The 24,107-nt window shown below is 33.4% G+C and carries 26 protein-coding genes and 1 tRNA gene; 11 read left to right on the forward strand and 16 right to left on the reverse strand.

Annotation, left to right across the window (positions count from 1 at the left end; all coding sequences use genetic code 11):
• Positions 1 to 6 precede the first annotated feature (6 nt).
• The 3 genes from DMA14_RS22470 (at position 7) to DMA14_RS22480 (ending at position 2,024) form a co-directional block, all read left to right on the forward strand.
• Positions 7 to 594, forward strand: coding sequence for a phospholipid scramblase-related protein (locus tag DMA14_RS22470; protein ID WP_111426703.1), 588 nt, complete (start codon positions 7 to 9; stop codon positions 592 to 594).
• 114 nt (positions 595 to 708) lie between these two features.
• On the forward strand, positions 709 to 1,425 hold the full coding sequence (locus tag DMA14_RS22475; protein ID WP_111426704.1) for a 3-ketoacyl-ACP reductase: 717 nt from the start codon (positions 709 to 711) through the stop codon (positions 1,423 to 1,425).
• Positions 1,426 to 1,517: 92 nt separating this feature from the next.
• Entirely contained in the window at positions 1,518 to 2,024 is a 507-nt protein-coding gene (locus tag DMA14_RS22480; protein WP_111426705.1) for a hypothetical protein, read from the forward strand.
• A gap of 164 nt (positions 2,025 to 2,188) precedes the next feature.
• On the opposite strand, the gene mtaB is transcribed toward DMA14_RS22480, so the two are convergent.
• On the reverse strand, positions 2,189 to 3,523 hold the full coding sequence (gene mtaB, locus DMA14_RS22485) for a tRNA (N(6)-L-threonylcarbamoyladenosine(37)-C(2))-methylthiotransferase MtaB (RefSeq protein ID WP_111426706.1): 1,335 nt from the start codon (positions 3,521 to 3,523) through the stop codon (positions 2,189 to 2,191).
• A gap of 487 nt (positions 3,524 to 4,010) precedes the next feature.
• On the opposite strand from mtaB, the gene DMA14_RS22490 reads away from it, so the two are divergent.
• Positions 4,011 to 4,535, forward strand: coding sequence for a hypothetical protein (locus tag DMA14_RS22490; RefSeq protein WP_111426707.1), 525 nt, complete (start codon positions 4,011 to 4,013; stop codon positions 4,533 to 4,535).
• 67 nt (positions 4,536 to 4,602) lie between these two features.
• Here the strand turns inward: DMA14_RS22490 and DMA14_RS22495 are convergent, their stop codons facing one another.
• The 11 genes from DMA14_RS22495 to hisS all read right to left on the reverse strand — a co-directional run bounded on the left by DMA14_RS22495 (position 4,603) and on the right by hisS (position 14,770).
• Complete coding sequence (locus tag DMA14_RS22495) at positions 4,603 to 5,133, reverse strand: GNAT family N-acetyltransferase (RefSeq protein ID WP_111426708.1); 531 nt, start codon at positions 5,131 to 5,133, stop codon at positions 4,603 to 4,605.
• Between the two features lie 6 nt (positions 5,134 to 5,139).
• Positions 5,140 to 5,943 carry a Cof-type HAD-IIB family hydrolase gene (locus tag DMA14_RS22500; protein WP_111426709.1) on the reverse strand — a complete coding sequence of 268 codons (804 nt, stop codon included), beginning with the start codon at positions 5,941 to 5,943 and terminating at the stop codon, positions 5,140 to 5,142.
• Positions 5,944 to 6,033: 90 nt separating this feature from the next.
• Positions 6,034 to 6,252 (reverse strand): putative signal transducing protein, encoded by a 219-nt coding sequence (locus DMA14_RS22505; protein WP_111363916.1) that lies wholly within the window; start codon positions 6,250 to 6,252, stop codon positions 6,034 to 6,036.
• 98 nt (positions 6,253 to 6,350) lie between these two features.
• Positions 6,351 to 7,013 (reverse strand): DEAD/DEAH box helicase, encoded by a 663-nt coding sequence (locus DMA14_RS22510; protein WP_111426710.1) that lies wholly within the window; start codon positions 7,011 to 7,013, stop codon positions 6,351 to 6,353.
• A gap of 88 nt (positions 7,014 to 7,101) precedes the next feature.
• A complete protein-coding gene (locus DMA14_RS22515; RefSeq protein ID WP_111426711.1) occupies positions 7,102 to 8,265 on the reverse strand; it encodes a sigma-54-dependent transcriptional regulator in 1,164 nt (387 codons plus the stop codon).
• Between the two features lie 195 nt (positions 8,266 to 8,460).
• Positions 8,461 to 9,777 carry an ABC transporter permease gene (locus tag DMA14_RS22520; protein WP_111426712.1) on the reverse strand — a complete coding sequence of 439 codons (1,317 nt, stop codon included), beginning with the start codon at positions 9,775 to 9,777 and terminating at the stop codon, positions 8,461 to 8,463.
• 77 nt (positions 9,778 to 9,854) lie between these two features.
• Positions 9,855 to 10,784 (reverse strand): ABC transporter ATP-binding protein, encoded by a 930-nt coding sequence (locus DMA14_RS22525; RefSeq protein ID WP_111426713.1) that lies wholly within the window; start codon positions 10,782 to 10,784, stop codon positions 9,855 to 9,857.
• 161 nt (positions 10,785 to 10,945) lie between these two features.
• Entirely contained in the window at positions 10,946 to 12,055 is a 1,110-nt protein-coding gene (dnaJ, locus tag DMA14_RS22530) for a molecular chaperone DnaJ (RefSeq protein ID WP_111378423.1), read from the reverse strand.
• Positions 12,056 to 12,123: 68 nt separating this feature from the next.
• Positions 12,124 to 12,702, reverse strand: coding sequence for a nucleotide exchange factor GrpE (locus tag DMA14_RS22535; RefSeq protein WP_111426714.1), 579 nt, complete (start codon positions 12,700 to 12,702; stop codon positions 12,124 to 12,126).
• A gap of 328 nt (positions 12,703 to 13,030) precedes the next feature.
• Positions 13,031 to 13,101: transfer RNA gene (locus tag DMA14_RS22540), tRNA-Trp, on the reverse strand.
• Between the two features lie 241 nt (positions 13,102 to 13,342).
• Positions 13,343 to 14,770 carry a histidine--tRNA ligase gene (gene hisS, locus DMA14_RS22545; RefSeq protein ID WP_111426715.1) on the reverse strand — a complete coding sequence of 476 codons (1,428 nt, stop codon included), beginning with the start codon at positions 14,768 to 14,770 and terminating at the stop codon, positions 13,343 to 13,345.
• A 239-nt stretch (positions 14,771 to 15,009) separates the two neighbouring features.
• Here hisS and DMA14_RS22550 point away from each other — a divergent pair, with 239 nt between their 5' ends.
• Positions 15,010 to 16,254 (forward strand): ABC transporter permease, encoded by a 1,245-nt coding sequence (locus DMA14_RS22550; protein WP_162536298.1) that lies wholly within the window; start codon positions 15,010 to 15,012, stop codon positions 16,252 to 16,254.
• Between the two features lie 15 nt (positions 16,255 to 16,269).
• On the opposite strand, the gene DMA14_RS22555 is transcribed toward DMA14_RS22550, so the two are convergent.
• From DMA14_RS22555 to DMA14_RS22565, 3 genes are all read right to left on the reverse strand, one after another.
• Positions 16,270 to 16,794, reverse strand: a complete 525-nt coding sequence (locus DMA14_RS22555; protein WP_111426717.1) for a hypothetical protein — start codon at positions 16,792 to 16,794, stop codon at positions 16,270 to 16,272.
• Between the two features lie 23 nt (positions 16,795 to 16,817).
• On the reverse strand, positions 16,818 to 17,684 hold the full coding sequence (prmC, locus tag DMA14_RS22560) for a peptide chain release factor N(5)-glutamine methyltransferase (RefSeq protein WP_111426770.1): 867 nt from the start codon (positions 17,682 to 17,684) through the stop codon (positions 16,818 to 16,820).
• Between the two features lie 86 nt (positions 17,685 to 17,770).
• Positions 17,771 to 18,256 (reverse strand): GNAT family N-acetyltransferase, encoded by a 486-nt coding sequence (locus DMA14_RS22565; RefSeq protein WP_111426718.1) that lies wholly within the window; start codon positions 18,254 to 18,256, stop codon positions 17,771 to 17,773.
• Between the two features lie 96 nt (positions 18,257 to 18,352).
• On the opposite strand from DMA14_RS22565, the gene ribD reads away from it, so the two are divergent.
• The 3 genes from ribD to DMA14_RS22580 all read left to right on the forward strand — a co-directional run bounded on the left by ribD (position 18,353) and on the right by DMA14_RS22580 (position 20,783).
• Positions 18,353 to 19,402, forward strand: coding sequence for a bifunctional diaminohydroxyphosphoribosylaminopyrimidine deaminase/5-amino-6-(5-phosphoribosylamino)uracil reductase RibD (gene ribD / locus DMA14_RS22570; RefSeq protein ID WP_111426719.1), 1,050 nt, complete (start codon positions 18,353 to 18,355; stop codon positions 19,400 to 19,402).
• The gene (locus DMA14_RS22575; protein ID WP_111426720.1) at positions 19,395 to 19,997 is read left to right on the forward strand and encodes an HAD family hydrolase; all 603 of its coding nucleotides are present in this window, start codon (positions 19,395 to 19,397) and stop codon (positions 19,995 to 19,997) included. The genes ribD and DMA14_RS22575 overlap by 8 nt, the downstream gene beginning before the upstream one ends.
• A 153-nt stretch (positions 19,998 to 20,150) precedes the next feature.
• Positions 20,151 to 20,783, forward strand: coding sequence for an IMPACT family protein (locus tag DMA14_RS22580; RefSeq protein WP_111426771.1), 633 nt, complete (start codon positions 20,151 to 20,153; stop codon positions 20,781 to 20,783).
• A 24-nt stretch (positions 20,784 to 20,807) separates the two neighbouring features.
• Here the strand turns inward: DMA14_RS22580 and DMA14_RS22585 are convergent, their stop codons facing one another.
• Positions 20,808 to 21,221 carry an acyl-CoA thioesterase gene (locus tag DMA14_RS22585; protein WP_111426721.1) on the reverse strand — a complete coding sequence of 138 codons (414 nt, stop codon included), beginning with the start codon at positions 21,219 to 21,221 and terminating at the stop codon, positions 20,808 to 20,810.
• 187 nt (positions 21,222 to 21,408) lie between these two features.
• Here DMA14_RS22585 and dnaA point away from each other — a divergent pair, with 187 nt between their 5' ends.
• From dnaA to DMA14_RS22600, 3 genes are all read left to right on the forward strand, one after another.
• Positions 21,409 to 22,836, forward strand: a complete 1,428-nt coding sequence (dnaA, locus tag DMA14_RS22590) for a chromosomal replication initiator protein DnaA (RefSeq protein WP_095931847.1) — start codon at positions 21,409 to 21,411, stop codon at positions 22,834 to 22,836.
• 8 nt (positions 22,837 to 22,844) lie between these two features.
• Entirely contained in the window at positions 22,845 to 23,312 is a 468-nt protein-coding gene (locus DMA14_RS22595; protein WP_111426722.1) for a low molecular weight protein-tyrosine-phosphatase, read from the forward strand.
• Positions 23,313 to 23,374: 62 nt separating this feature from the next.
• Positions 23,375 to 24,088, forward strand: coding sequence for an SAM-dependent methyltransferase (locus DMA14_RS22600; protein ID WP_111426723.1), 714 nt, complete (start codon positions 23,375 to 23,377; stop codon positions 24,086 to 24,088).
• The last annotated feature ends 19 nt before the right edge of the window (positions 24,089 to 24,107 follow it).

A 24,107-nucleotide genomic window follows, 5' to 3' on the forward strand; every position in this document is an offset into this window, starting at 1 on the left:
AAACGTATGAATCCTATTTTAAGCCAAAATCTATTTTTAGTAAAAGAACATGTCGGAATGTTCAAAGCCGCAAACAATTACGATATATATCATCCAGAAACCAATCAAATCATTATGAATTGCCGAGAAAACAATCTTGGTTTCTTCACAAAAGTATTTCGTTTTACAGATTATAAAAGAGCAACTCCATTTAATGTTGAAATTACAACTGCTTCTGGAGAAAAATTAATTACCGTAAGAAGAGGTGTTGCCATCTTTAGATCTACTGTTGAAGTATTGGATGAAAAAGATCGTTTGGTTGGAACTTTCAAACAAAAATTCTTTTCGATTGGAGGAAAGTTTGATATTCTTGATAAAAACGAAAAACCTGTTGCAACGCTTCAAGGAAAATGGACAGGCTGGGATTTTAAATTCTCACACGAAAACAAGCAATTGGCTCAAGTAAGTAAAAAATGGGCAGGATTAGGAAAAGAGTTTTTTACAAGTGCTGATAATTATGTTCTTCAAATTGAAGATACAGTTACAGCTGACAGTCCGTTGAGACAATTGATTTTAGGAGCTGTCATGTGTATTGACATGGTTCTAAAAGAATAACCAAAAGTTGTTAAACTTAGATTAAGAATACCTTTTAAAGCATCATTTTAGTTTTCAAAACCTTATTTTTGTAAGACTTAAAATGATGCTTTCTGCATTTCTAAAAACACAATCATGACCGACTTAAAAAATAAAAACGCCTTTATTACGGGCGCAGGAAAAGGAATAGGAAAAGCCGTGGCAATTGCTTTGGCAAAAGAAGGTGTAAACCTGATTTTGGTTTCTAGAACCAAAAGTGATATTGACCAATTGGCAGAAGAAACTTCAAAATTGGGAGTAAAAACTTTGGCTTTGTCTGCCGATGTTTCTGACATCAATTCTATAAATGCTGCCGTTGAAAAAGCTATTGCTGAATTTAAACATATTGATATTTTAATTAACAGCGCCGGAATTGCTTCTTTTGGAAAGTTCTTAGAATTGGAGCCAGAAGCTTGGGAAAGAATTATTCAGGTGAATTTAATGGGAACGTATTTCACAACGCGTGCGATTATTCCAAACATGATCGAAAGACAAATTGGAGATATTATCAATATTTCGTCAACTGCAGGATTAAACGGAAACGCATTGACAAGTGCTTACAGTGCTTCTAAATTTGCTGTTTTAGGTTTAACTGATTCTCTAATGCAGGAAATGAGAAAACACAACATTCGTGTTACAGCTTTAACACCAAGTACAGTTGCAACTGACATGGCAAAAGACTTAAACCTGACTGACGGAAATCCTGAAAAAGTAATGCAGTCTGAAGATATGGCCGATTTAATTATTGCACAATTGAAACTAAACCGAAGAGTGTTTATTAAAAACAGCAGTATTTGGTCAACCAACCCTTAAAAATTAAATTCCAATATTTAAATTCCAAATTCCAATCTCAAAGCAATTGGAATTTGGAATTTTAAAAAATTGAAAATTTAAAAAAATATATGATGGAACAATATTTAAGACAATTGGTCGAAATAGAATTTCAGGATAAAAAGGAAATCTTCAGCGGATTTTTAATTGATTATTCTGACGAATGGATTTTACTTCGAAATAATCCTGTAGACTTTGTTTTGGATGGTTTTGTTATTCTTAGAAATAAAAATATTGAAGCTGTAAACCGCGATCACGATCTGGCTTTTACAGAAAAAGTAATTCGTTTGAAAGGGTTAAAGATCAATTCTGATGACATTATCCCAATCAAAGATTTAGCTTCAATTATTAATTATGTTTCAGAGAAATATGGCATTTTTCAAATTGCCAAAAAATCATCTAAATCAGCCTATTTAGGAAAATTAATAAAATTGAATAACGAAGAATTGACTATTAACTTCTTAGATACAAGAGGTCAGTTTGGCGGAGAATTAGATTTTAATCCCGAAAAAATTCGAGTTATAGAATTTGATACTGATTATATTAATTCTTTGAAATTGGTTGTTCAGGAAAATGAGTAATTTATAAAAAACAGAAAAGCCTCTAATAAGAGGCTTTTTTTGTCATTCCGAGGAACGAGGAATCAGACTAGTAATTCCGTATGCTATAATTGTCAATCTTTGTCGAGTTTCGAGTGTGATTCCTCGTTCCTCAGAATGACAAATACTTTGTATTTATTTCTTTTTTAAGCTTCCGCCAATTTATTCAAAAACTCAATGCGAACACTTCCGTCTTCATCAATCTTAGTTAAATTGATTTCTTGAAGTGTGTTAACCAATTCAGGATTCCAAGGTGTTTTTACTTTTACATAATTTTCTGTAAATCCGTGAATGTATCCTTCTTTATTTTCACTTTCAAAAAGAACTGTTCTATTTGTTCCCAATTGACTTTCATAAAAAGCTCGACGCTTTTTAACAGACAATCCACGAAGCATTTTACTGCGTTTAGCACGAACATTCGAAGGAACTACGCCTTCCATATCAACCGCTTCTGTATTATCTCTTTCTGAATAGGTAAAAACGTGTAAATATGAAATATCTAAATCATTTAAGAAATGATATGTTTCTAAGAAATGCTCATCTGTTTCGCCAGGAAAACCAACAATAACATCAACACCAATACACGCATGAGGCATTACTTCACGAATTTTACTTACGCGTTCTGTATAAACTTCACGTAAATAACGGCGTTTCATTAATTTTAAAATATCATTGCTTCCTGATTGCAGCGGAATATGAAAGTGCGGTACAAAAGTTCGGCTTTTCGATACAAATTCAATTGTTTCGTTTTTCAATAAATTCGGTTCGATAGACGAAATTCTCAAACGTTCGATTCCTTCTACTTTATCCAAAGCTTGAACTAAATCTAGAAAAGTGTGCTCATGTTTTTTATTTCCGAACTCCCCTTTTCCGTAATCTCCAATATTTACACCTGTTAAAACAATTTCGCGAATATTTTGAGCTGAAATTTCCTTAGCATTTTTTAGCACATTTTCTAAAGCATCACTTCTAGAAATTCCACGAGCTAACGGAATGGTACAATACGTACATTTATAATCGCAGCCGTCCTGAACTTTTAAGAAAGCTCTAGTACGATCTCCAATTGAATAGCTCCCTACGTAGAAATCGGCTTCAGCAATTTCGCATGAGTGAACTTCACCCATATCGTTTTTACTCAAATCATGAATATAGTCGGTGATTTTGAATTTTTCTGTCGCACCAAGAACCAAATCAACTCCATCAACTGAAGCTAATTCTTCTGGTTTCAATTGCGCGTAACAACCTACAGCGGCAACAAAAGCTTTTTCGTTAAGCTTCATTGCTTTCTTGACTACTTGTTTAAATTGTTTATCAGCATTTTCTGTTACAGAGCAGGTATTAATCACATAGATATCTGCAACATCTTCAAAATCGACGCGGTCAAAACCTTCGTCATTAAAACTTCTGGCGATCGTAGAGGTTTCTGAAAAATTCAGTTTACAACCCAGCGTATAAAAGGCAACTTTCTTTCTATTTTCCATAATTTGTCTTAAATTAATGAAATCGTTGTCAAAAAATTTAAGGCTGCAAATTTACAAACAATATTCATCAAAAGAAAGCGATTAATGCACTTCCATTCAATAATTTGCGCAATCGTTAATTTAGAAACATTCAAAAGCTAATCTTTTTTACCTTTATTTTACAAAAGAAAAGCTTTTGTTTTTTAAGATTTTAGCATTCAGATAAGAATAAATTGACAAAATTATCGACTAAATGCAAGTTTTATCGATTAAATACATTTTTTTCGGTTTTAAATTCAAAATTTCTTACATTTACCATTGTTATGAATCAAGTCGCCAATAAATTCATATTAAAGAATTTTAGTAAGCTTTAATTAATTTAATAATAATTCGGCCATAACAATTTTGAATTTTACTCGTTATGTTGTTGTTTTGTGTTACAAAATGAAATGGGAAAGCCGAAAACCAAAGAGAGTAGGCAAAATTATAATAACAAATACCACGCTTTATGAAAGCATTTTTACCCACGATCTGCTTGATGTTCTTAACCCTATTTAGTTCGCAAGCGCAAACTAATGCACCAGCCGCAAATGCAAATCCATTTCCTACTATTAGCACATTAACGACTTGGGCAAGCTTTAACTCACAACAGCAATTTGATGTTGCTATTCGTGCAGTTGGGTTTAAGTTTGAAGTTAAAGAACCTAGTGAAGGATCTACAGCTTATACCTACATTCGTAAAGTAACAGTTAACGATGTAAACTATACGGATAGAATTGTATACAGAATTACAAATAACAATTCTGCAAGTATTATTTCTTTAGTAACTGCTTCTACTGATTTGGTTAGTTTATACACACCACAATTGGCAAGTTTTAAAAACAACAACTGTAAAACTGAAATGTCTAAAGACAAAAACACAACTTGCAGCTGTTACGAAAGTGCAAATTTTGCAATCGATCTTTGCGACGAACGTGTAAAATTAACTATGGGTGACGGAAATAAATATTTTGTTTCTGTAGCTAAAAAATAATTATAACTCTGATTTGTTTCCAAATCTTTACTGACTTTTAAGTATGTAAAGATTTGGAACACATTTCTTAGTTTGAGTTTGGATTTTTAAGTTCGTACCAAACTTCTAATTCTTCTTGGTATTCGAAAGAATTCACAAAATGGAAACCTAGTTTTTCTAAAATCTTTCTAGAATTTTCGTTTCCTGCATCTGCGTAAGCATAAAGCACTTCTACTTTCATTTCGTTAAAGGCATGATTAATAAAAGCTTTTCCTGCTTCGGTTGCATAACCTTTTCCCCAATGTTTTTCTATAAAGCGATATCCTAACTCGTAAAAGTTTTTGTGCTTATTAATTTCGTCTGTAATAAACTTTATTCCAGACCAGCCTATAAATTCATTTGTTTCTTTTAAAACAACAGCCCAACGTCCTGTTCCTAGATCTTTGTATTGTTTCTGAACAAATTTGATATATTCAATACTTTCGTCAATATGTTTTACAGGTCTATTTCCAACAAATAAATGCACATTCGGATTAGAATCCAATTCGAACATTCCTTCAGCATCAGAAAGTTCAAGTTCCCGTAAAATTAGACGTTCCGTTTCAATTGGATTTTTCATTTTAGTTTAGTTTAAAATATAACGTGTTACAACTTCAGCAACGCCATCATCATTATTTGAAGCCACGATTAAATCGGCTTTATCACGCAATTCTGGCGTTACATTATCGACCCAAACTCCTAAACCGGCATATTCGATCATAGTTAAGTCATTTCCTGCATTTCCTACAGCGATAATTTCACTTTGATGAATTCCTAACTTATCAGCCAAAAACTTCAGACTTGCTGCTTTATCAATGCCTTGTTGTGCAGCTTCTAAGAAAAATGGTTTTGACATCGAAACGCTTAAATGCGGCATAGCATCTTTTAAATCATTTTCCAATGTTTTTAAATACGCTGGATCTTGAAGCAAGATACATTTAACCGCCGGTCTGTCTACATAATCTTTAAAGCTTGACACTTTATAATGCGCCATTCCTGTAATTTCTTTTTCGACTTCTATAAACTCAGAATCTGTTTCGCTAATGATTTGATCATCTAAATAGGTAATGATATGTGCATTTTTCTTTATGCTATAATCGTATAGCGCATGAATTTGCTCTACAGTTAACTTTTGTTCAAACAAAACCAAATCATCTTTAACACGGCTAATTATGGCTCCATTAAACGAAATCATATACGAATCGTTTTTATCCAATTCCAACTCCTTTGCATAAGCTGTCATTGCTGTAGTTGGCCTTCCAGAAGCCAAAACCACGTAAACACCTTTTGCCTGAGCTTCTAATATTACTTTTTTATTTAAATCTGAAATTCTATGATCATCTGTCAACAAGGTATCATCCATGTCGAGCACTAACATTTTGTATTGCATATTTTTTTTTAGTTTTCAGTCGCAGTCGCAGTTTACAGTTTGGAAACTGATCCCGATAGCCATCGGGAGCGACTGCAAACTGCGACTTTTTTAAAGACTCATTCTGAAATTTTCAATAACGGGATTTGCTTTAGCAAAATCGGTTTCTTGAATAAAAACCTCAACAGCTAAATCTGTCTGGCCAAAACCTCCTAAACGAGCCGATTGAATATTATCTTTTTTTACTGTTTCTACTCCAGCTTCTTCTAATCTTTCCTGCAAAGCAATCGCTAATACTTCGCTACCTGAAAATACTTTCATTAATCCCATAATATTCTTTGTTTTATTTTATTCTAATTTTCTTAAATTTAAAAATCCCGTTTTTCAATAACTTAGACTGAAAACCGGGACTATAAACTTATTGCATATTATTCTTCTTCAATATCTTCTTCATCTTCATCAAGCTCTTCTTCACCTTCTTCATCCATATCAAACAAATAAGGCTCGATCATGATTTTATCTGCTAAAATTTCGATACGCTCTGTCAAAGTTTCAGCAAAAATGATTCGCTGTACTTTGGCGATACTATTTGAAATACGCGTGATTTTAGCATCGTGACGTAATTTCAAAATCGGATCTGCATCATCGATAATAAACATTTTTAGACGATTTACATTGTAACCCGCTGTGCTGAACATATCGTTTAATTTGGTTGGAGTTCCAATTAAAACATCGATTCCGGTGGAAACATAGTTTTTATCATAATCCATATCGCCTTTGTCATGAACTCCATAAACTTCTAGATTTGTATATCTTCCGTATTTCTCAAAAAGCTCTTCCATTGCCAAAACCTTTTCTTTGTCTTCTACGACAATCAAAGCTCGTGGTGATTCTTCTGTTTTACCTGCCAATTGCTGAATTACGTTTAATACAATTGTAGTTGTTTTTCCGCTTCCTTTTGGAGAAATAATAACACAGTCAGCACCACTTTTTATAGTTGAAAATGTTTCCATCTGCAAAGCATTGGCTTCAGTCAAACCATTTTCAATTAAGGCATCTTGTAATTTCTCGTTTATCTTTTTTAGTTTCATTTTTTTTTTGAGCTTTAGGCTTTAGGCCAAAATTATTTTGTTTTTTTAGCCTAAAGCCTAAAGCTTAAAGCTTATTTCGCGAAGCATCTTACTTGCTTGCGAACATTTTTACATCGGTTTCAGAAATTTCGCTTCCTCCCAAAATGATCAATCTTTCCACCACATTTCGAAGTTCACGAATGTTACCTGTCCAATCATATTCCTGCAACAATTTTATGGCTTGCGCCGAAAATGACTTAACTGCATTTCCTTGCTCTGAAGCTATTTTCTCTGTAAAATGAGAAATCAAAGCTGGAATATCATCACGTCTTTCGTTCAACGGCGGAACTTTAATTAAAATTACTGCTAGACGATGGTATAAATCTTCACGGAAACGTCCTTCTGCAATTTCTGTTTTTAAATCTTTATTTGTTGCGGCAACAACACGAACATCGACTTTTATGTCTTTATCAGCACCAACTCTTGTAATCATATTTTCTTGAAGCGCACGTAAAACTTTCGCTTGCGCAGAAAGACTCATATCTCCAATTTCATCCAAGAAAATAGTTCCTTTATCAGCAACTTCAAACTTTCCTGCACGATCTTTTACTGCCGATGTGAAAGCACCTTTTACGTGACCGAACAATTCGCTTTCGATTAATTCACTCGGAATCGCAGCACAATTCACTTCGATTAAAGGAAAACTAGAACGCTCGCTTTTTTCGTGCAATTGATGCGCCACTAATTCTTTTCCGGTTCCGTTTGGACCTGTAATTAGAACTCTGGCTTCTGTTGGAGCAACTTTATCAATCATCACTTTAATATGATTAATTGATTCGCTGTCACCAATCATTTCGTAGTTTTTACTAACTTTTTTCTTTAGAATTTTATTTTCAACTACTAATTGTTTTTTATCTAAAGCATTACGAACTGTATTCAGCAAACGATTCAAATCTGGCGGTTTCGAGATATAATCAAAAGCTCCTAAACGCATAGTCTGAATTGCAGTTTCCATGTCGCCATGACCCGAGATCATCACCATCGGAATTTCTGGTTTTATTTTTTTCACTTCTTCTAAAACCTCAACTCCGTCCATTTTTGGCATTTTGATATCGCACAAAACCAAATCGTAATCGTTGTTTTTTATTTTTTCAAGCCCAGCAACGCCATCTTCTGCTTCATCTACCTGATACGAATCATTTTCTTCTGATAAAATTTTTACCAAAACTCTTCTGATTGCTGCTTCGTCTTCTACAATTAGTATTTTACTCATTTTTTTCTAAGGTTCAAAGTTGCAAAGGTTCATAGGTACAAAGTTTAAAATCTTTATCTACAATTATACCTTTTTAACCTGTTATATAATATCTCTTCTGGCTCTAGTGCATTTCTTAAAGTCGCTTTTCTAAGTTACAAAATTTCAAAAAACCTTTGAACCTTTGCCCCTCTGAACCTTTGCAACCTCAAAAAACTAGTACTTCAGCCACTTATACAATTCCTTCCAAGTCGGTTTTTTGCCGTACATTAAAATACCGATTCGGTAGATTTTTGCAGCGAACCAGACTACAAGGAAAAATGTTGCAAACAATAATGATACCGAAATTGCAATTTGCCACCACGGCACACCAAACGGAATACGCATTAACATTACTATTGGTGAAGTTAACGGAATCATTGAAAAGATTACCGCAACACTTCCGTGAGGATCATTTACCACAGTAAAAAATCCGATATAAACACTCAAAATCAGAGGCATCAAAATTGGAAGCAAAAATTGTTGAGAATCGGTTTGATTGTCAACCGCTGCTCCAATTGCTGCATAAAATGAGCTATATAGAAAATATCCTCCAATAAAATAAATTACAAATCCGATTAAAATACTGGCAATTGGCAAATTCCATAATTCAGCAATATACATTTGCGCCGATCCAGAAAGTTCATGCTGAGCTGCCTGCATCATTTCTGGTGAAATTCTGGCTGTTGGGCCAACATTTACTCCAAAAAATGCCGAAGCTGCAAACATCAAACTTAAACCAATTATTGCCCAGATTACAAATTGCAGAATTCCAGCTAGTGAAGTTCCGACAATTTTTCCAATCATTAATTGAAATGGCTTTACAGATGAAATAATGATCTCAATAATTCGGTTCGTTTTCTCTTCGATTACGCTTCTCATTACCATGTTTCCGTAAATGATAATAAACATCATAATCAAATAGCCAAATGCACCTCCGATTCCGATTTTAATTTCATTTAAGCCTTTTAAACTTTCTTCTCCAGAGGCTTTTACCAAATGAATATTTACATCTGATTGTGCTTTCTGAATAGCAAGCGTATCCAATTTCGCCTCCTCAAGATTCAGTTTTGTGATTTTATTTCCAATAATATCTTGAGTGTTTTCAATAAAAGAAATGCTCGGACTATTATTCGAAATAAATTCAATTTTACTTTCTAAATCTTTAATATTATTTGTTTTCGGAATAACAATTAATCCACTGAAATTTTCTTTTGTAATACTGTCTTTTAAAGCTTTTACATCAATTTCAGATAGATTCAGATATTTAAATTCTGCTCCTTTTTTATTTTCTTTTAAAAAATCTGAGACAAAAATCCCAGTTTCGTCATGAATCGCAATTCTTTTTGTTTCTGCTTTCATAGTACTTAAATACCCAATAAAAACAGCTATAGCCACAAACAAAAGCGGACTCAAGAAAGTCATGACAACAAAAGATTTATTGCGGACTTTGGCAATAAATTCTCTTTTTATAATCAACGAGATAATACTCATAAATAATTAATTTTCAAATTTTAAATTCCAAATCCCAATTTATAAGCTTGGAATTTGGAATTTCTATATTGGAATTTTTAAATTTTGTTTTCAGTAACCGTTTGGATAAAAATATCGTTTATACTCGGAATTTTTTCAACGAAGTGCGTTACTTGTCCACGTTGTGTCAAAACATTCAATAATTCGTTTGGACTTGCATTTCCAATCTGAATATTTAATTTTAAATCATCATTTAAAGATTTAAAACTAGCAGGCGAAACCGTGAATTTTTGAGTAATATCATACATTAAACCTTCAACATTACCAGTTAAGATTCCAACTTCAAAACTGTTTGTTCTAAACTGACGTTTTACATCAACCACTTTTCCTTCTATCAGTTTATTAGATTTATGAATTAAAGCGATATTTTCACAAAGTTCCTCAACACTTTCCATTCTATGAGTCGAAAAAATAATTGTTGAGCCTTGTTCTTTTAAAGCCAAAATTTCGTCTTTAATAATATTTGCATTTACGGGATCAAATCCTGAAAATGGCTCATCTAAAATCAGCAATTTTGGTTTATGCAACACACAAACCACAAACTGAATTTTCTGCGCCATTCCTTTAGAAAGCTCTTGGATTTTTTTATTCCACCATCCTTGAATTCCTAATCGGTCAAACCAATAATCTAGTTGCTTTTTAGCTTCGGCTTTAGAAAGACCTTTCATTTGCGCCAAATACAAACACTGCTCGCCTACTTTCATCGAACTGTACAAACCTCTTTCTTCTGGAAGGTAGCCAATTGTCTGCACATGTTTTGGCTGTAATTTTTCTCCATCCAAAATTACCTCGCCACTGTCCGGCATTGTAATTTGGTTTATGATTCTGATAAGGGAAGTTTTTCCTGCTCCATTGGGACCTAATAGTCCATATATACTGCCTTTTGGCACATTTAATGAAACTTCGTTAAGTGCTACATAGTCGCCATATTTTTTTATGACTTTATGTACTTCAAGTAAGTTACTCATGTTATTTTTAAGGATTTACTGCGTTGCTTCTCCCATTACGGTTCAGCGACTGTAAAAGTAAATAATTACTAGCGAATCTGCGCCATATTACGCAAAAAACCCATTCTAATTTATACTAGAATGGGTTTTTATTATTTTATAACCTTTTAAAAAAGTTGAGATTATGAGAACATATCTTTTACTTTTTCAAAGAATGACTTCTCTGATTTCTCTGGACTCGGAGCAAAGTGTTCGTTGTTCAAAGCATTTTCAAAGAATTGTTTTTGCTCTTTATTTAATGTTTTTGGAGTCCAAACATTTACATGAACCAATAAATCTCCGCTTCCGTAACCGTTCAAACTTGGAATTCCTTTTCCTTTTAATCTTAAGATTTTTCCAGATTGGATTCCTTCTTCCAATTTAATACGCACTTTTCCGTTGATTGCTTCGATATCTTTTGAAGCTCCCAAAACTGCTTCCGGGAAACTGATGTATAAATCGAAATGAACGTTTTCACCTTCACGCTTCAAGAATTCATGTTCAATTTCTTCAATAGCAACAATTAAATCACCTGGAATACTGTTTCCTGGTGCATCATTACCTTTGTTTGCAACTTTCAACTGCATTCCGTCAACAACTCCCGCAGGAATTTTGATTGATACCGTTTCGTCTTCTTGAACCATTCCTTGAGCATCTGCCTCAGAAGGTTTTTTATCTAAAATCTGACCAGAACCACCACAAGTAGGGCAAGTTGATGCAGATTGCATTCTTCCTAAAATGGTATTGGTTACACGCATTACTTGTCCTTGACCGTTACAAGTCGTACAAGTTTTATACGTTACGCCTTTTGCCTGAACTTTACGTTTTACTTTTACTTTTTTCTCAACTCCATTTGCAATTTCTTCTAAAGTCAATTTTACTTTAATTCGAAGATTGCTTCCTTTCGCGCGGCGAGGACCTCCGCCTCCGCCTCCGAAACCGCCAAATCCGCCACCAAAAATATCACCAAACTGGCTGAAAATGTCGTCCATATTCATACCACCGTGACCGCCGCCAAATCCGCCAGAACCATCAAATGCTTGATGACCATATTGATCGTATTTCGCTTTTTTCTGCGGATCACTCAAAACTTCATAAGCTTCAGCTGCCAATTTGAAGTTTTCTTCTGCCTCTTTGTCGCCTGGGTTTTTATCAGGATGATATTTTAAAGCGCTTTTTCTATACGCTTTTTTAATTTCGGCAGCATCAGCATTTTTTGAAATGCCTAGTATTTCGTAAAAATCTTTTTTCATAATTAGGTTTAAATTCCAAATTTTAAAATTCCAAAATCCAAAATGGGCTTGAAATTTCTATTTGCATTTTAGTTTCCAACTACAACTTTAGGGTAACGAATAATTTTGTCTCCTAATTTGTATCCTTTTTCAATAACATCAACAATTTTCCCTTTTAATTTGTCAGACGGAGCTGGAATTTGGGTAATTGCTTCAGCAATATCAGCATTGAAAGCATCTCCTGCTTGAATTTCAACTTGCTCTAACCCTTTAGAAACTAAAGTGCTTTTCAATTTTTCGTGAATCAACTCAACACCTTTTTTCAAATTCTCATCCTCAGACTTGTTGATCTCTACTGCCGCTCTGTCAAAATCATCTAAAACTGGAAGCATAGCCAACAAAACCTCTTGGTTTGCAGTTTTAAACAATTCAAGACGTTCTTTTGAAGTTCTTTTTTTGTAATTTTCAAATTCAGCAAATAATCTCAAAAACTTATCTTTTTCGTGAGCCAAGTCTTTAGCTAATTGCTCCTCAACACTTAATTCTTCAACAATTAACTGCTCTCCGTTGGCATTGTTCTCTAACGTTACGTCGTCTAATTCCTGATCGAATTCTGTATTTTCCGTAGTCATATTACTTTTATTTTTAAAAATATTTTTAAACTTCATTTTATTTCTTTCTGTTGGATTGCAAAAGTACTGCCAAATCTTATAAAATGTCAAATTGTCACTTTATTAATTATGAGACATTTAAAAAACGCATTTGCCCAGAAAAAATTTATTATAATTTTAAGACTATTACGTTTTAGTTTATCTTATCTTTGAGACCAATAGATATAAATTTTTACCACCAAAAATTGAATTTAAGGGTTGGCTTCGGCCTCTAAATAATTATTAATTCAAATTTACCTTATATTAAAAAAAGCTTCGCCTATAGAGACGAAGCTTTTTTTTATGTTTGAGCTTAACATGACAAGATTGTCATTTTCTATTTTTGCACGGGCGGAGGGATTCGAACCCCCATCAACGGTTTTGGAGACCGCTATTCTACCCTTGAACTACGCCCGTAACTTAAGGTCGGCAAATTAAGAGTTTTTTTTCTTCTCTAGCAACTATTTTAGGCAGAGATTTTAAAAGAAAATCCTTTAAATCTGCTGAATCTAAAGCAAAAACTTTTATTCCAGACAGTTAGCCACACAAAGTATTTTTTATTATTTCACGCAGATTTAAAAAGATTTAGGCAGATTTACTTTTTAATTCAAATTAAATCTGCTCCAATCAGCAGAATCTGCGTGAAACAAAAACTTAATTACGACTGTAAAGCTTTCTTTAATCCGTCAAAATCAACAGAAACCTGCTCTCCCGTCACTAAATTTTTAAGTGTATATGAATTTGAACTAATTTCCTGATCACCAACCAATACTGCAAACGGAATCAAACGTTTATCTGCATATTGAAATTGTTTCCCAACTTTTACATTATCAGGATACAATTCTACTTTAATATTTTCCTGTCTCAATTTCTGAATCGCTTTTGAAGCATATAAAGCTTCTTTGTCTCCAAAATTCAAGAATATTGCTTTTGAAGTAGCCGCGACAGTTTCTGGAAATAATTGCAATTCTTCTAAAACTAGATAGATCCTATCCAAACCAAAAGAAATTCCGACACCACTCATATTTTTCAATCCGAAAATACCAGTCAAATCGTCGTATCTTCCGCCTCCGCCAATAGACCCCATAGCAACGGTTTTTGGAGCTGCAACTTCAAAAATGGCTCCCGTGTAATAATTTAAACCACGTGCTAAAGTCACATCCAAATCTAAAATTGCAGTTGACAAACCTAAATCGGCAACATTGTCACATATAAATTTTAATTCCTCAACACCTTTCATTCCTTCTTCAGAAGAAGACAATAAGTCCGAAAGTTGCGTAATTTTGTCTGCAAAAGTTCCTGAGAAACTAAAAAGCGGCTGTACTTTTACTAAAGCTTGTTCAGAAATGCCTTTTTCAATCATTTCTTTTTTAACGCCGTCTTCTCCAATTTTGTCTAGTTTATCAAGAGCAACTGTAAAATCAATCAATTTATCAGAAGCACCAATAACCTCAGCGATTCCCGATAAAATTTTTCTATTGTTGATTTTAATCGTAACGCCTTCTAAACCTAAAGAAGTAAAAACAGTATCATATAATTGAACTAATTCAACTTCTTGCCAAAGTGATTTTGAACCAACAACATCGGCATCGCATTGAAAGAATTCTCTAAAACGACCTTTTTGTGGATTATCTGCTCGCCAAACTGGTTGAATTTGGTATCTTTTAAACGGAAATTCAATTTCACTTTGGTGTTGCACAACATATCTTGCAAACGGAACTGTCAAATCGTAGCGCAATGCTTTCTCAGAAATTTTTCCTGTGAATTTATTCAGTTCAATTCTTTGCTCTAAAGTGATTTTTTCAGCAGAATTTAACTGTAATTCTTCAATAGATTCTGGCAATTCGATTTTACTTTTATTGTAGAAAAAATTACCTGAATTTAATATTTTAAAAATCAGACGATCTCCTTCTTCTCCGTATTTCCCCATTAAGGTATCTGAATTTTCAAACGAAGGCGTTTCGATTGGCTGAAAACCAAATTTCTCGAAATTAGCTTTTATAGTTTGAATAATATATTGACGTTTTGACACCTCTGCTGGTGAAAAATCTCTTGTCCCTTTTGGTATACTTGGTTTTGAAGCCATCTTCTTTATTTTAGATTGTTGATTTTTGATTTTAGATTTCTTTTGAAACTTAAATTCAAAAATCTTTAAAATTAATTTATTTCTATTTTTTTTGATTGCTGGCGCTTTAGACTTTCATCTTTATAACTTTCCAACTTTCGACTTAATTTAAGTCTGCAAATATCTTACTTTTTAAAATAAATAATAGCACATCGAAAGCAAACTTGTAACAAAAAACGTATTTTCGTGACAAATTGGTCATGATGCTAAAATTATTTAAAGAAAATATCCGAATTGCTTTTGGTTCTATCAAAACACAAATTCTGCGTACTATTCTTACCGTTTTAATTATTGCTATCGGTATTACCGCTTTAGTCGGCATCTTGACTGTAGTTTCTGCATTAGAAAACACAATCTCTACCAATTTTGCATCAATGGGAGCTAATACCTTCAACATTAACCAATACGAAAATACGGTTCGAAATCGTGGCGGAAAGGAGCGTGAAGTTATCAATCCGATTATTTCTTATCCTGAAGCTGTTGCTTTTAAAAACAAATACAAATATCCTTTTACAGAAACATCTCTTTCGTTTACCGCAACCTCAAAAGCTGAAGTAAAATATTTAGATACCAAAACAGATCCTGAAATTACAGTGGTTGGTGTTGATGAACATTTTATTGCCAATTCTGGTTTAGAAACTACTTTAGGCCGTTCTTTTAACCAGTTTGACATTGACAACAACACTTACTCGTGCATTGTTGGTTCTGATTTTGAAAAAGGACTTTTAAAAGATGTAAATCCGATAGATAAAATCATTTCGATTCGTGGAGCACGATTTAAAGTTATTGGAGTTTTAAAAGAAAAAGGTTCTACTTTTGGAAATAGTCAAGATTTACGTGTTTTGATTCCGATTCAGGTGGCAAGATCATTGTTTTCTGCACCTGACATTAACTATACAATCAGCGTGATGGTTTCTAAAAAAGAACTTTTAGACGAAGCTGTTGATAATGCCACAAGCACCATGAGAAGAGTTCGTAAATTGAGTCCTGTAAGAGATAATAATTTCGGAATTGGACGCAGTGACGATTTAATAAACCGAATTTTAGGAATTACCAAATATTTAGGTTGGGCCGCTTGGATTATATCCGTTATTACCATTTTAGGATCTTCTATTGCCTTAATGAATATTATGATTGTTTCGGTTACAGAACGTACACGCGAAATTGGCGTTCGTAAAGCTTTAGGAGCAAAAAGATCAACGGTTGCTTTTCAGTTTTTTATTGAAACTTTATTGATCGGACAAATTGGAGGTTTAGTTGGAATCGTTCTAGGAATTCTGCTTGGTTTTGCTATTGCAACTGCCATGAGTTTCGTTTTTGTGATTCCGTGGATGGCAATTTTTGCAGCATTTGCAACCAGTTTTATGGTCGCAATAGTTTCTGGCTTATATCCAGCTATTAAAGCATCAAAACTAGATCCTATTGAGGCATTACGTTACGAATAGTTTTAGTCTCAGTTTTCAATCTAAATAATCGCTTTTACTTTTTAAACGACTCTTCTTTATATTTTCTAATATAATTGGAAAATCATTCTTGCAGCACACTCCTAACTGAAGACAACCACCTGGAGCTTTGGGGTGATATTCTTTTTCTTCATAAAGCTTATGTAGTATTTCAGGTATTTGACTCTCAAACTTCACAGCTAAAATATGATTATTTCCTATCGAAGTGCCTTCTGCAGGAATCCATCCATTCACCAAAGAATGAATAAGTTTAAATTCTTGATAAATAAATTCGTCTGGATTACGAAAATCAAAAACACATCCTAAATCTGTACCTATAGGCCAAGCAGCAGACGCGCGAAATGTTCCTAACAGAATTTCATTTTCAGCTTTAGACCAATTTATAAAATCATTATAGAAATCTGTTTTTAATCGTTTTTCAAAACGTTTTCCCACAACATCTTTAACAGATTTAATTCCGTCTAACGAAAAATAACCATCAATTACGATGTAGTTTTCTTTGGGATTAGTTTTATATTCCATAAGATTCCGACTGAATTATCAAATTATGAGCCTTTCAAGACCTTACCCGAAATCATACGATCGTTATCATAAATATCTTTTCGAAGCTCAACGTTTTGGAAACTCATACTCGCAAGCAAATCAATCATTTCTTTTCCGAGATATTGATTGATTTCGAAATATAATTTTCCTTTTTCTAGAAGAGCATTTTTTGCCAGTGAGGCAATTTTTCTATAGAAAATTAAAGCGTCGTTGTCTTCCACAAAAAGAGCTAAATGCGGCTCATAGTTCAAAACATTTTTCTTGATTTCTTCTTTTTCTAAATTTCGCACGTAAGGCGGATTAGAAACAATTATATCAAACTGGCATCTTAATTCTTCTTCTTTTAAAATATCCAATAATACAAAAGTCACTTCGACATTATTTCTTACAGCGTTTCTTTTAGCCGTTTCAATTGCTTTTTTAGAAACATCAATCGCTACAACTTCTGCATTTGGAAGGTTTTTCGCCAAAGAAATAGCGATACAGCCACTGCCCGTTCCTATATCCAGAATTCTTATTTTTTTTGACTTTTCTGGACTTATATTTTCATTAATAATCCATTCTACCAATTCTTCTGTTTCTGGCCTCGGAATTAAAACATTTTCATTTACTTCAAAATCCAAACCGTAAAAATTAGTTTTTCCAAGCAAATACTGAATCGGTACTTCTTTTTTAAGATGTTGTAACAATTCGTCCCATATCAGAAAATCATTCTCATCAAACATCAGCTCATGATTTAGGGCCAAATCAATCTGACGAAGCTGATGCTTATCTTCTAGAATCAAATAAAAAAAGCTCTCTGCTTCATACGCATCGTAAAAAGGAGATAATTCTTGAATAAACTGAGTACGATATTGTTTAATTTTCATTTTTATTTTTTGACCATTTCTATCAGCCAAAAGCTGACATTTTACTTTCAATAAGTCTTACTGATTTAAATTTGTTACATGCAAAATCACAAAACTTTCAGCATCCATACAGGACAAGAATTGTGTCCAGTACATCCCAGAGGAGCATCTAAATATTCAAAACCAGATTTTTTATACAGCTTTTGTGCGGCAAGCATAAATGGCATGGTTTCTATGTAACATTTTTTAAAACCAAAAACCCTAGCTTGTTCTAAACATTTTTCCATCATTTGCGATCCAATCCCTAAACCTCTAGTTTTTGGAAGGAAGTACATTTTCTGCAATTCACAGATTTCAGGATCACCATTTTCCAAAGGCGCAATTCCTGCACATCCGACAATTTCCCCATCACTTTCAACAACAAAATATGTCGATTTAGGCTTGCTATATTCTTCAAACATCAAATCCAGATAAGGATCTTCGTATGCGGTTTCTACTTTTGGAATTTCCATTTCATCAAAAACAAATCGTATCAAACCCGCAACTGCCTGATTATCTTCTTTTTTAATTTCGCGTATTAGCCAATTTACCATTTTTTTATTCTAAATCATTATATGTGCAAAAGTAAATATACTTTTTATGCGGTTTCTTAACTTAATCATAAACTCAAAAATAACTACTTTTGCACCGTGAATATACATGAAAAATATATAAAACGCTGCATCGAACTGGCACAAAATGGACTTGGAACAACATATCCGAATCCGATGGTTGGCAGTGTGATTGTTTATGACGGCAAGATTATTGGCGAAGGCTGGCATAAGAAGGCTGGTGAGCCGCATGCAGAGGTAAATGCCGTCAATTCTGTAAAAGATAAATCGCTGCTGAAAAAGGCTACAATTTATGTAAGCTTAGAGCCTTGCAGTCATTTTGGCAAAACTCCTCCATGCTGTGATTTGATTATTGCAAATGAAATTCCGAATGTTGTGGTCGGCACGGTTGATCCTAATGAAAAGGTAGCTGGCAAAGGCATTTTGAAATTAATTGAAGCTGGCGCAAATGTTACAGTTGGCGTTTTAGAAGACGAATGCAACGAACTGAATAAGCGTTTTTTTACTTTTCATCAGAAAAAAAGACCTTATATCATTTTAAAATGGGCTGAAAGTCAAGACGGATTTTTAGCTCCTGAAAAAACAATTGATCAAGATCGAAAACCAATTTGGATTACGAATCAATATTCAAGACAATTGGTTCATAAATGGAGAACTGAAGAACAAGCTATTTTAGTTGGAACACAAACCGTAGTTGATGACAACCCAAAATTGAATGCTAGAGATTGGAACGGAAACAATCCGACAAGAATTGTTATAGATCGAAATAATAGAATTGATAAAGATAGTTTTATTTTTGATGACAGCGTGAGAACTATCATTTTTTCTAGTGAAACAAAAAAGTCATCAAAAGAAAATACGCACTTTGAAGCAATTGATTTCAGTAAAAATATTGTACCTCAGATTTTAGATGTTTTATACCAAAATCAAATTCAATCGGTAATTATTGAAGGCGGAAGACAAACGCTTCAATCTTTTATTGATGATAATCTTTGGGACGAAGCACGAATTTTTATTGGAAAAACAAGTTTTGAAAAAGGAACAAAAGCGCCAGATATTTCAAGAAAAAACACTATTAAAACCAACATTTTAAGCGACGAATTAATACAAATTAGAAATTATGATTAATGCGATAATTTTTGACTTTGGAGATATTTTTATCAATTTAGATAAACCTGCTACAATTTCTGGTTTACAAAAACTAGGAATGAAAGAATGGAATAATGAATTTGATCAATTAAATCTTTCTTTTGAAGTAGGTGCAATTTCTCCAGAAGATTTCGTTGGCGGTTTTCAAAAACAATTGCCAAATGCTAGTAAAGAAGATATTTTGAAAGCTTGGAATGCTGTTTTGGCAGATTTCCCGTTTTACCGTCTGGAATTTCTTCAGGAATTATCAAAAAAATATCGCTTGTTTCTTTTAAGCAATACCGATTCTATTCACATTAATACTTTTGAAGAAAAGAGCGGTGTTTCTTTTTACAAAGATTTTTATGCTTGTTTTGAAAAAGTCTATTTTTCTTTTGATATCGGAATGAGAAAACCTGACCCGAAAATCTATCAATTTGTTTTGAATGAAAATAATCTTATTGCAGAAAACACTTTGTTTGTTGATGATAAAACCGAAAACACAGATAGTGCAGCGACTTTAGGAATTAAAGTTTGGAATCTTCAAGTTGGAAAAGAAGATGTTGTTGATTTATTTAGCAAAGGATTATTATAAAAAAATATTTTAGCCACAGATTATACTGATTAAAAGGATTCAAAAGTATGTTGCCACGAATTACACAAATTTCCACTAATTGAATTGGCTTAAAAAAACTAAAATTCGAGGAAATCTGTGTAATTCGTGGCGAAAAAACTTAAAGCTTACCATTTGGAAATTAACGATACTTATCAAACTATTGCAACTGCATCTGAAGAAATACTGTTTAAAGAAAAAGGCAGTAAATTCTTTGGTTACGCATTTCCAATAGATCATGAAGACGAAGTAAAACCCATTATAGAAGAACTCAAAAAACAGCATCCGCACGCGGTGCATTATTGTTATGCTTACCAATTGGGCGTTGGAAATAAAACTTCATATCGCGCCAATGATGACGGTGAGCCAAGCAACACGGCTGGAGCACCAATTTACGGCCAGATACAATCTTTTGGCATAACAAACGTTCTTGTTGTAGTGGTTCGTATTTTTGGAGGAGTAAAATTAGGCGTTGGCGGTTTAATTGCAGCTTACAGAACAACTGCTCAACAAACTTTGGAAGTTTGCGAAATTGTTGAAAAAACTATTGATGTCGAGTTTCTGATTTCTTTTGATTACAAAAACATGAATAAAGTAATGCGCGTGATTAAAGAAAAAAAACTAGAAATTGTGTCTCAAGAAATGGAAATGGATGAAGTTTCTGGATTGCCAATTGGCAAAATTGTGACAAAAACGCGAAAAAAAAATGCCGAAACAGTGTTCAGCATTTTTGATTTAATGTTCGAAATTGATATTAAAATTATATAATTTAACATCAAAAAGAAAGTGGTTTTAACACTTTTCATCAAGTGTTTTAAATATGTCTAAAATGTATTCTGGAGGAGCTGTTGGACGACCTGTTTTTAACGCAACAAATACTAAAATAAACGTCGCAGTTGTTAATAACTCATTTACCTCATTGTAAATCGCACAGTCAAATTCGATCTTCACAGAAGAGTGACTTTTGAATGTTGTATGAATTGTCAAAAGTTCATCGTATCGTGCCGATTTTTTGTAACTGATATTCATGTTGACAATTGGAAGACCAATACCGCTTTCTTCCATGCTTTTATACGAAACCCCTTTATTTCTAAGCCATTCCACGCGTCCAATCTCAAAATAAGGCACATAATTTCCGTGATAAACAACTCCCATTTGGTCAGTTTCTGAGTAACGAACTCGCACTTGAGTCTGGTGATTTTTCATTTATAAAATATTAAAAAAATTCGAATTTAAAAAGCCTCATTACAACTTTTTTTTATAAAATTAGATGCCGAAATATTTTTTTTTACAGAAATTTGTTCACATATTTGTTATCCCGAAATACGGAATAAAATTGCTCCACTTTTATTAGGAGAATCTTTATAACAATAATAAAAATTTATCTGAATCTATGACTAAAACTGCTCAATCGGTATGGGAAAACTGTTTGTCCTTTATAAAGGATAATATTCAAGACCAAGCATATAAAACTTGGTTCGAACCAATCAAATCAGTTGAGCTAACCGATAACGCATTATACATTCAGGTTCCGAGTAAATTTTTCTACGAATGGCTCGAAGAGCATTACGTAAAATTATTGAAAGTTGCGCTTACCAAAGAACTGGGAAAAAACGCAAAGTTACTCTATAAAATTAAAATGGAGAACACTTATGGCAATAAACAGCCGTTTACCGAGCAGCTGCCAAGTGCCAACAGAGTGCCAATGAAACCGCAAGAGGTTGATGCTCCGTTTAAAAACTTAAATCCTGAACTTAAAAATCCTTTTGTAATTCCTGGAATTAGAAATTTAAAAATTGAGTCTCAGTTAAACCCAAACTACAGTTTTGATAATTTCTTAGAAGGAGATTCAAATAGATTAGCTCGTTCTGCTGGTATGGCAGTTGCCAACAAGCCAGGGGGAACTTCATTTAATCCGTTATTGATTTTTGGAGGAGTTGGTTTAGGAAAAACACACTTAGCACATGCTATAGGTGTAGAAGTAAAAGATAAATACCCAGAAAAGACCGTTTTATATATTTCTGCTGAGATTTTCACGCAACAATACATTGATTCTGTTAAAAAGAATAATCGTAATGACTTTATTCACTTTTATCAGTTAATCGATGTTTTGATTATTGATGACGTTCAGTTTTTATCTGGAAAATCAGGAACGCAAGACGTATTCTTCCACATTTTTAACTATTTGCACCAAAACGGAAAACAAGTAATCTTAACTTCTGATAAAGCTCCTGTTGACATGCAGGATATCGAACAAAGATTATTATCTCGTTTCAAATGGGGATTGTCTGCAGAATTGCATCAGCCTGACTACGAAACTCGTATCTCAATCTTAAAAAACATTTTATACCGCGATGGTGTAGAAATGCCAGAAGATATTTTAGAATATGTTGCTCGAAACATCAAATCAAATGTTAGAGAGCTCGAAGGCGCTATTATTTCGTTAATCGCCCAATCTTCTTTCAACAAAAAAGAAGTTACGATCGAATTGGCAAAAAGCGTTGTAGAGAAATTTGTTAAAAACGTAAAGAGAGAAATCTCTATCGATTATATCCAAAAAATTGTTTCAGACTATTTCCAGTTGGACATTGAAACACTTCAATCTAAGACCAGAAAGAGGCACGTTGTACAAGCAAGACAATTAGCGATGTTCTTTGCTAAGAAATTCACTAAAGCTTCTCTTGCTAATATTGGCTCACAAATTGGAGACCGCGATCACGCAACTGTTCTTCACGCTTGTAAAACAGTCGATAATTTAGTTTCTACAGACAAACAATTCAAAAAATTTGTCGAAGACATCAACAAAAAACTAACGCTATAACGCGAATCATGCCAGTAAAAATTTTAATGGTATGTTTAGGAAATATTTGCAGATCTCCTTTGGCCGAAGGAATTCTTGCTTCTAAACTACCCGAAGATAAATTCTTTGTTGATTCTGCTGGTACAGGTTCTTGGCACGTTGGCCATTGCCCAGATAAACGTTCTATTGAAGTCGCTAGAAAAAACGGAATCAACATCAGCGCACAAAAAGGAAGACAAATTCAAATTTCTGATTTTGATGAGTTTGATTATATCTATGTAATGGATAATTCAAATTTTCGCGATGTTGTCCATTTAGCTAAAACTCCTGAACATAAAAATAAAGTTCGCTTGATTTTAAACGAATTATTTCCAGATGAAAATGTTGATGTTCCAGATCCATATTATGGCTCAACAAACGGTTTTGACAACGTTTACCAAATGCTGGACGAAGTAACTGATTTAATTGCAGATCAGCTTATTAGAAAACACTCCTAATTCAATTCAATTGTTTCTAAAAAAGAGATAATTGAATTTTTTAATTTTAAACAAAACACATTATGAAATCTTTCGGAAAACTATATTTAATTCCAACCACAATGGGCGAAAGCGATCCGATGGATGTTTTACCTCAAACTGTTAGAAGAACGATAGAAGTTATCGACCACTATATTGTTGAAAATGACAAAACGGCTAGAAAATCTATAAAAGCAGTTTATCCAGAAAAAAAACAATCTGAATTGGTTCTTTTTACTTTAAACAAAAGAACAGAAACTAGCGAACATAATGATTTCATTAAACCTTTATTAGAAGGAAAAAACATGGGATTAATGAGTGAAGCTGGCTGTCCTGGAGTTGCAGATCCTGGTGCTGTAATTGTAAAACTGGCGCACGAAAAAGGGATTCAAGTTGTACCTTTAGTTGGTCCTTCTTCTATCCTACTAGCCATGATGGCTTCAGGAATGAACGGACAAAGTTTTACTTTCAACGGATATCTACCTATTGACAAAGATGAGAAAAAATCGGCAATTCGTCATTTCGAGAAATTATCTTATGATAAAAATCAATCGCAACTATTCATTGAAACTCCGTACAGAAACAACAAACTGATTGAAGATCTTTTACAAATCTTAAGTCCTGCAACTCATCTTTGTATTGCGGCAGATATTACTTTGCCAACAGAATTCATCAAAACAATGAAAGTTTCTGATTGGAAAAAATTAAAAATTGATATTGATAAGCGTCCTGCGATTTTTATTATTCATAAAATGTAAAAACTAACTCTAAAACCAT

This window comes from Flavobacterium sharifuzzamanii, from assembly GCF_003254585.1.
Taxonomy (GTDB): Bacteria; Bacteroidota; Bacteroidia; order Flavobacteriales; family Flavobacteriaceae; genus Flavobacterium; species Flavobacterium sharifuzzamanii.

Bases quoted from the DNA above. Each gene is read 5' to 3' on its own strand.
- DMA14_RS22500 (WP_111426709.1), bottom strand. From the start codon at position 5,943: ATGCAATACAAAATGTTAGTGCTCGACATGGATGATACCTTGTTGACA.
- hisS (WP_111426715.1), bottom strand. From the start codon at position 14,770: ATGGCTTCAAAACCAAGTATACCAAAAGGGACAAGAGATTTTTCACCA.
- DMA14_RS22480 (WP_111426705.1), top strand. From the start codon at position 1,518: ATGGAACAATATTTAAGACAATTGGTCGAAATAGAATTTCAGGATAAA.
- DMA14_RS22555 (WP_111426717.1), bottom strand. From the start codon at position 16,794: ATGGAATATAAAACTAATCCCAAAGAAAACTACATCGTAATTGATGGT.
- prmC (WP_111426770.1), bottom strand. From the start codon at position 17,684: ATGAAAATTAAACAATATCGTACTCAGTTTATTCAAGAATTATCTCCT.
- dnaJ (WP_111378423.1), bottom strand. From the start codon at position 12,055: ATGAAAAAAGATTTTTACGAAATACTAGGCATTTCAAAAAATGCTGAT.
- DMA14_RS22520 (WP_111426712.1), bottom strand. From the start codon at position 9,777: ATGAGTATTATCTCGTTGATTATAAAAAGAGAATTTATTGCCAAAGTC.
- DMA14_RS22535 (WP_111426714.1), bottom strand. From the start codon at position 12,702: ATGAAGTTTAAAAATATTTTTAAAAATAAAAGTAATATGACTACGGAA.
- DMA14_RS22515 (WP_111426711.1), bottom strand. From the start codon at position 8,265: ATGAGTAAAATACTAATTGTAGAAGACGAAGCAGCAATCAGAAGAGTT.
- DMA14_RS22575 (WP_111426720.1), top strand. From the start codon at position 19,395: ATGATTAATGCGATAATTTTTGACTTTGGAGATATTTTTATCAATTTA.
- DMA14_RS22550 (WP_162536298.1), top strand. From the start codon at position 15,010: ATGATGCTAAAATTATTTAAAGAAAATATCCGAATTGCTTTTGGTTCT.
- DMA14_RS22565 (WP_111426718.1), bottom strand. From the start codon at position 18,256: ATGGTAAATTGGCTAATACGCGAAATTAAAAAAGAAGATAATCAGGCA.
- DMA14_RS22495 (WP_111426708.1), bottom strand. From the start codon at position 5,133: ATGAAAAATCCAATTGAAACGGAACGTCTAATTTTACGGGAACTTGAA.
- DMA14_RS22470 (WP_111426703.1), top strand. From the start codon at position 7: ATGAATCCTATTTTAAGCCAAAATCTATTTTTAGTAAAAGAACATGTC.
- DMA14_RS22510 (WP_111426710.1), bottom strand. From the start codon at position 7,013: ATGAAACTAAAAAAGATAAACGAGAAATTACAAGATGCCTTAATTGAA.
- DMA14_RS22475 (WP_111426704.1), top strand. From the start codon at position 709: ATGACCGACTTAAAAAATAAAAACGCCTTTATTACGGGCGCAGGAAAA.
- DMA14_RS22490 (WP_111426707.1), top strand. From the start codon at position 4,011: ATGAAAGCATTTTTACCCACGATCTGCTTGATGTTCTTAACCCTATTT.
- DMA14_RS22525 (WP_111426713.1), bottom strand. From the start codon at position 10,784: ATGAGTAACTTACTTGAAGTACATAAAGTCATAAAAAAATATGGCGAC.
- DMA14_RS22595 (WP_111426722.1), top strand. From the start codon at position 22,845: ATGCCAGTAAAAATTTTAATGGTATGTTTAGGAAATATTTGCAGATCT.
- DMA14_RS22600 (WP_111426723.1), top strand. From the start codon at position 23,375: ATGAAATCTTTCGGAAAACTATATTTAATTCCAACCACAATGGGCGAA.
- mtaB (WP_111426706.1), bottom strand. From the start codon at position 3,523: ATGGAAAATAGAAAGAAAGTTGCCTTTTATACGCTGGGTTGTAAACTG.
- DMA14_RS22505 (WP_111363916.1), bottom strand. From the start codon at position 6,252: ATGGGATTAATGAAAGTATTTTCAGGTAGCGAAGTATTAGCGATTGCT.
- dnaA (WP_095931847.1), top strand. From the start codon at position 21,409: ATGACTAAAACTGCTCAATCGGTATGGGAAAACTGTTTGTCCTTTATA.
- DMA14_RS22585 (WP_111426721.1), bottom strand. From the start codon at position 21,221: ATGAAAAATCACCAGACTCAAGTGCGAGTTCGTTACTCAGAAACTGAC.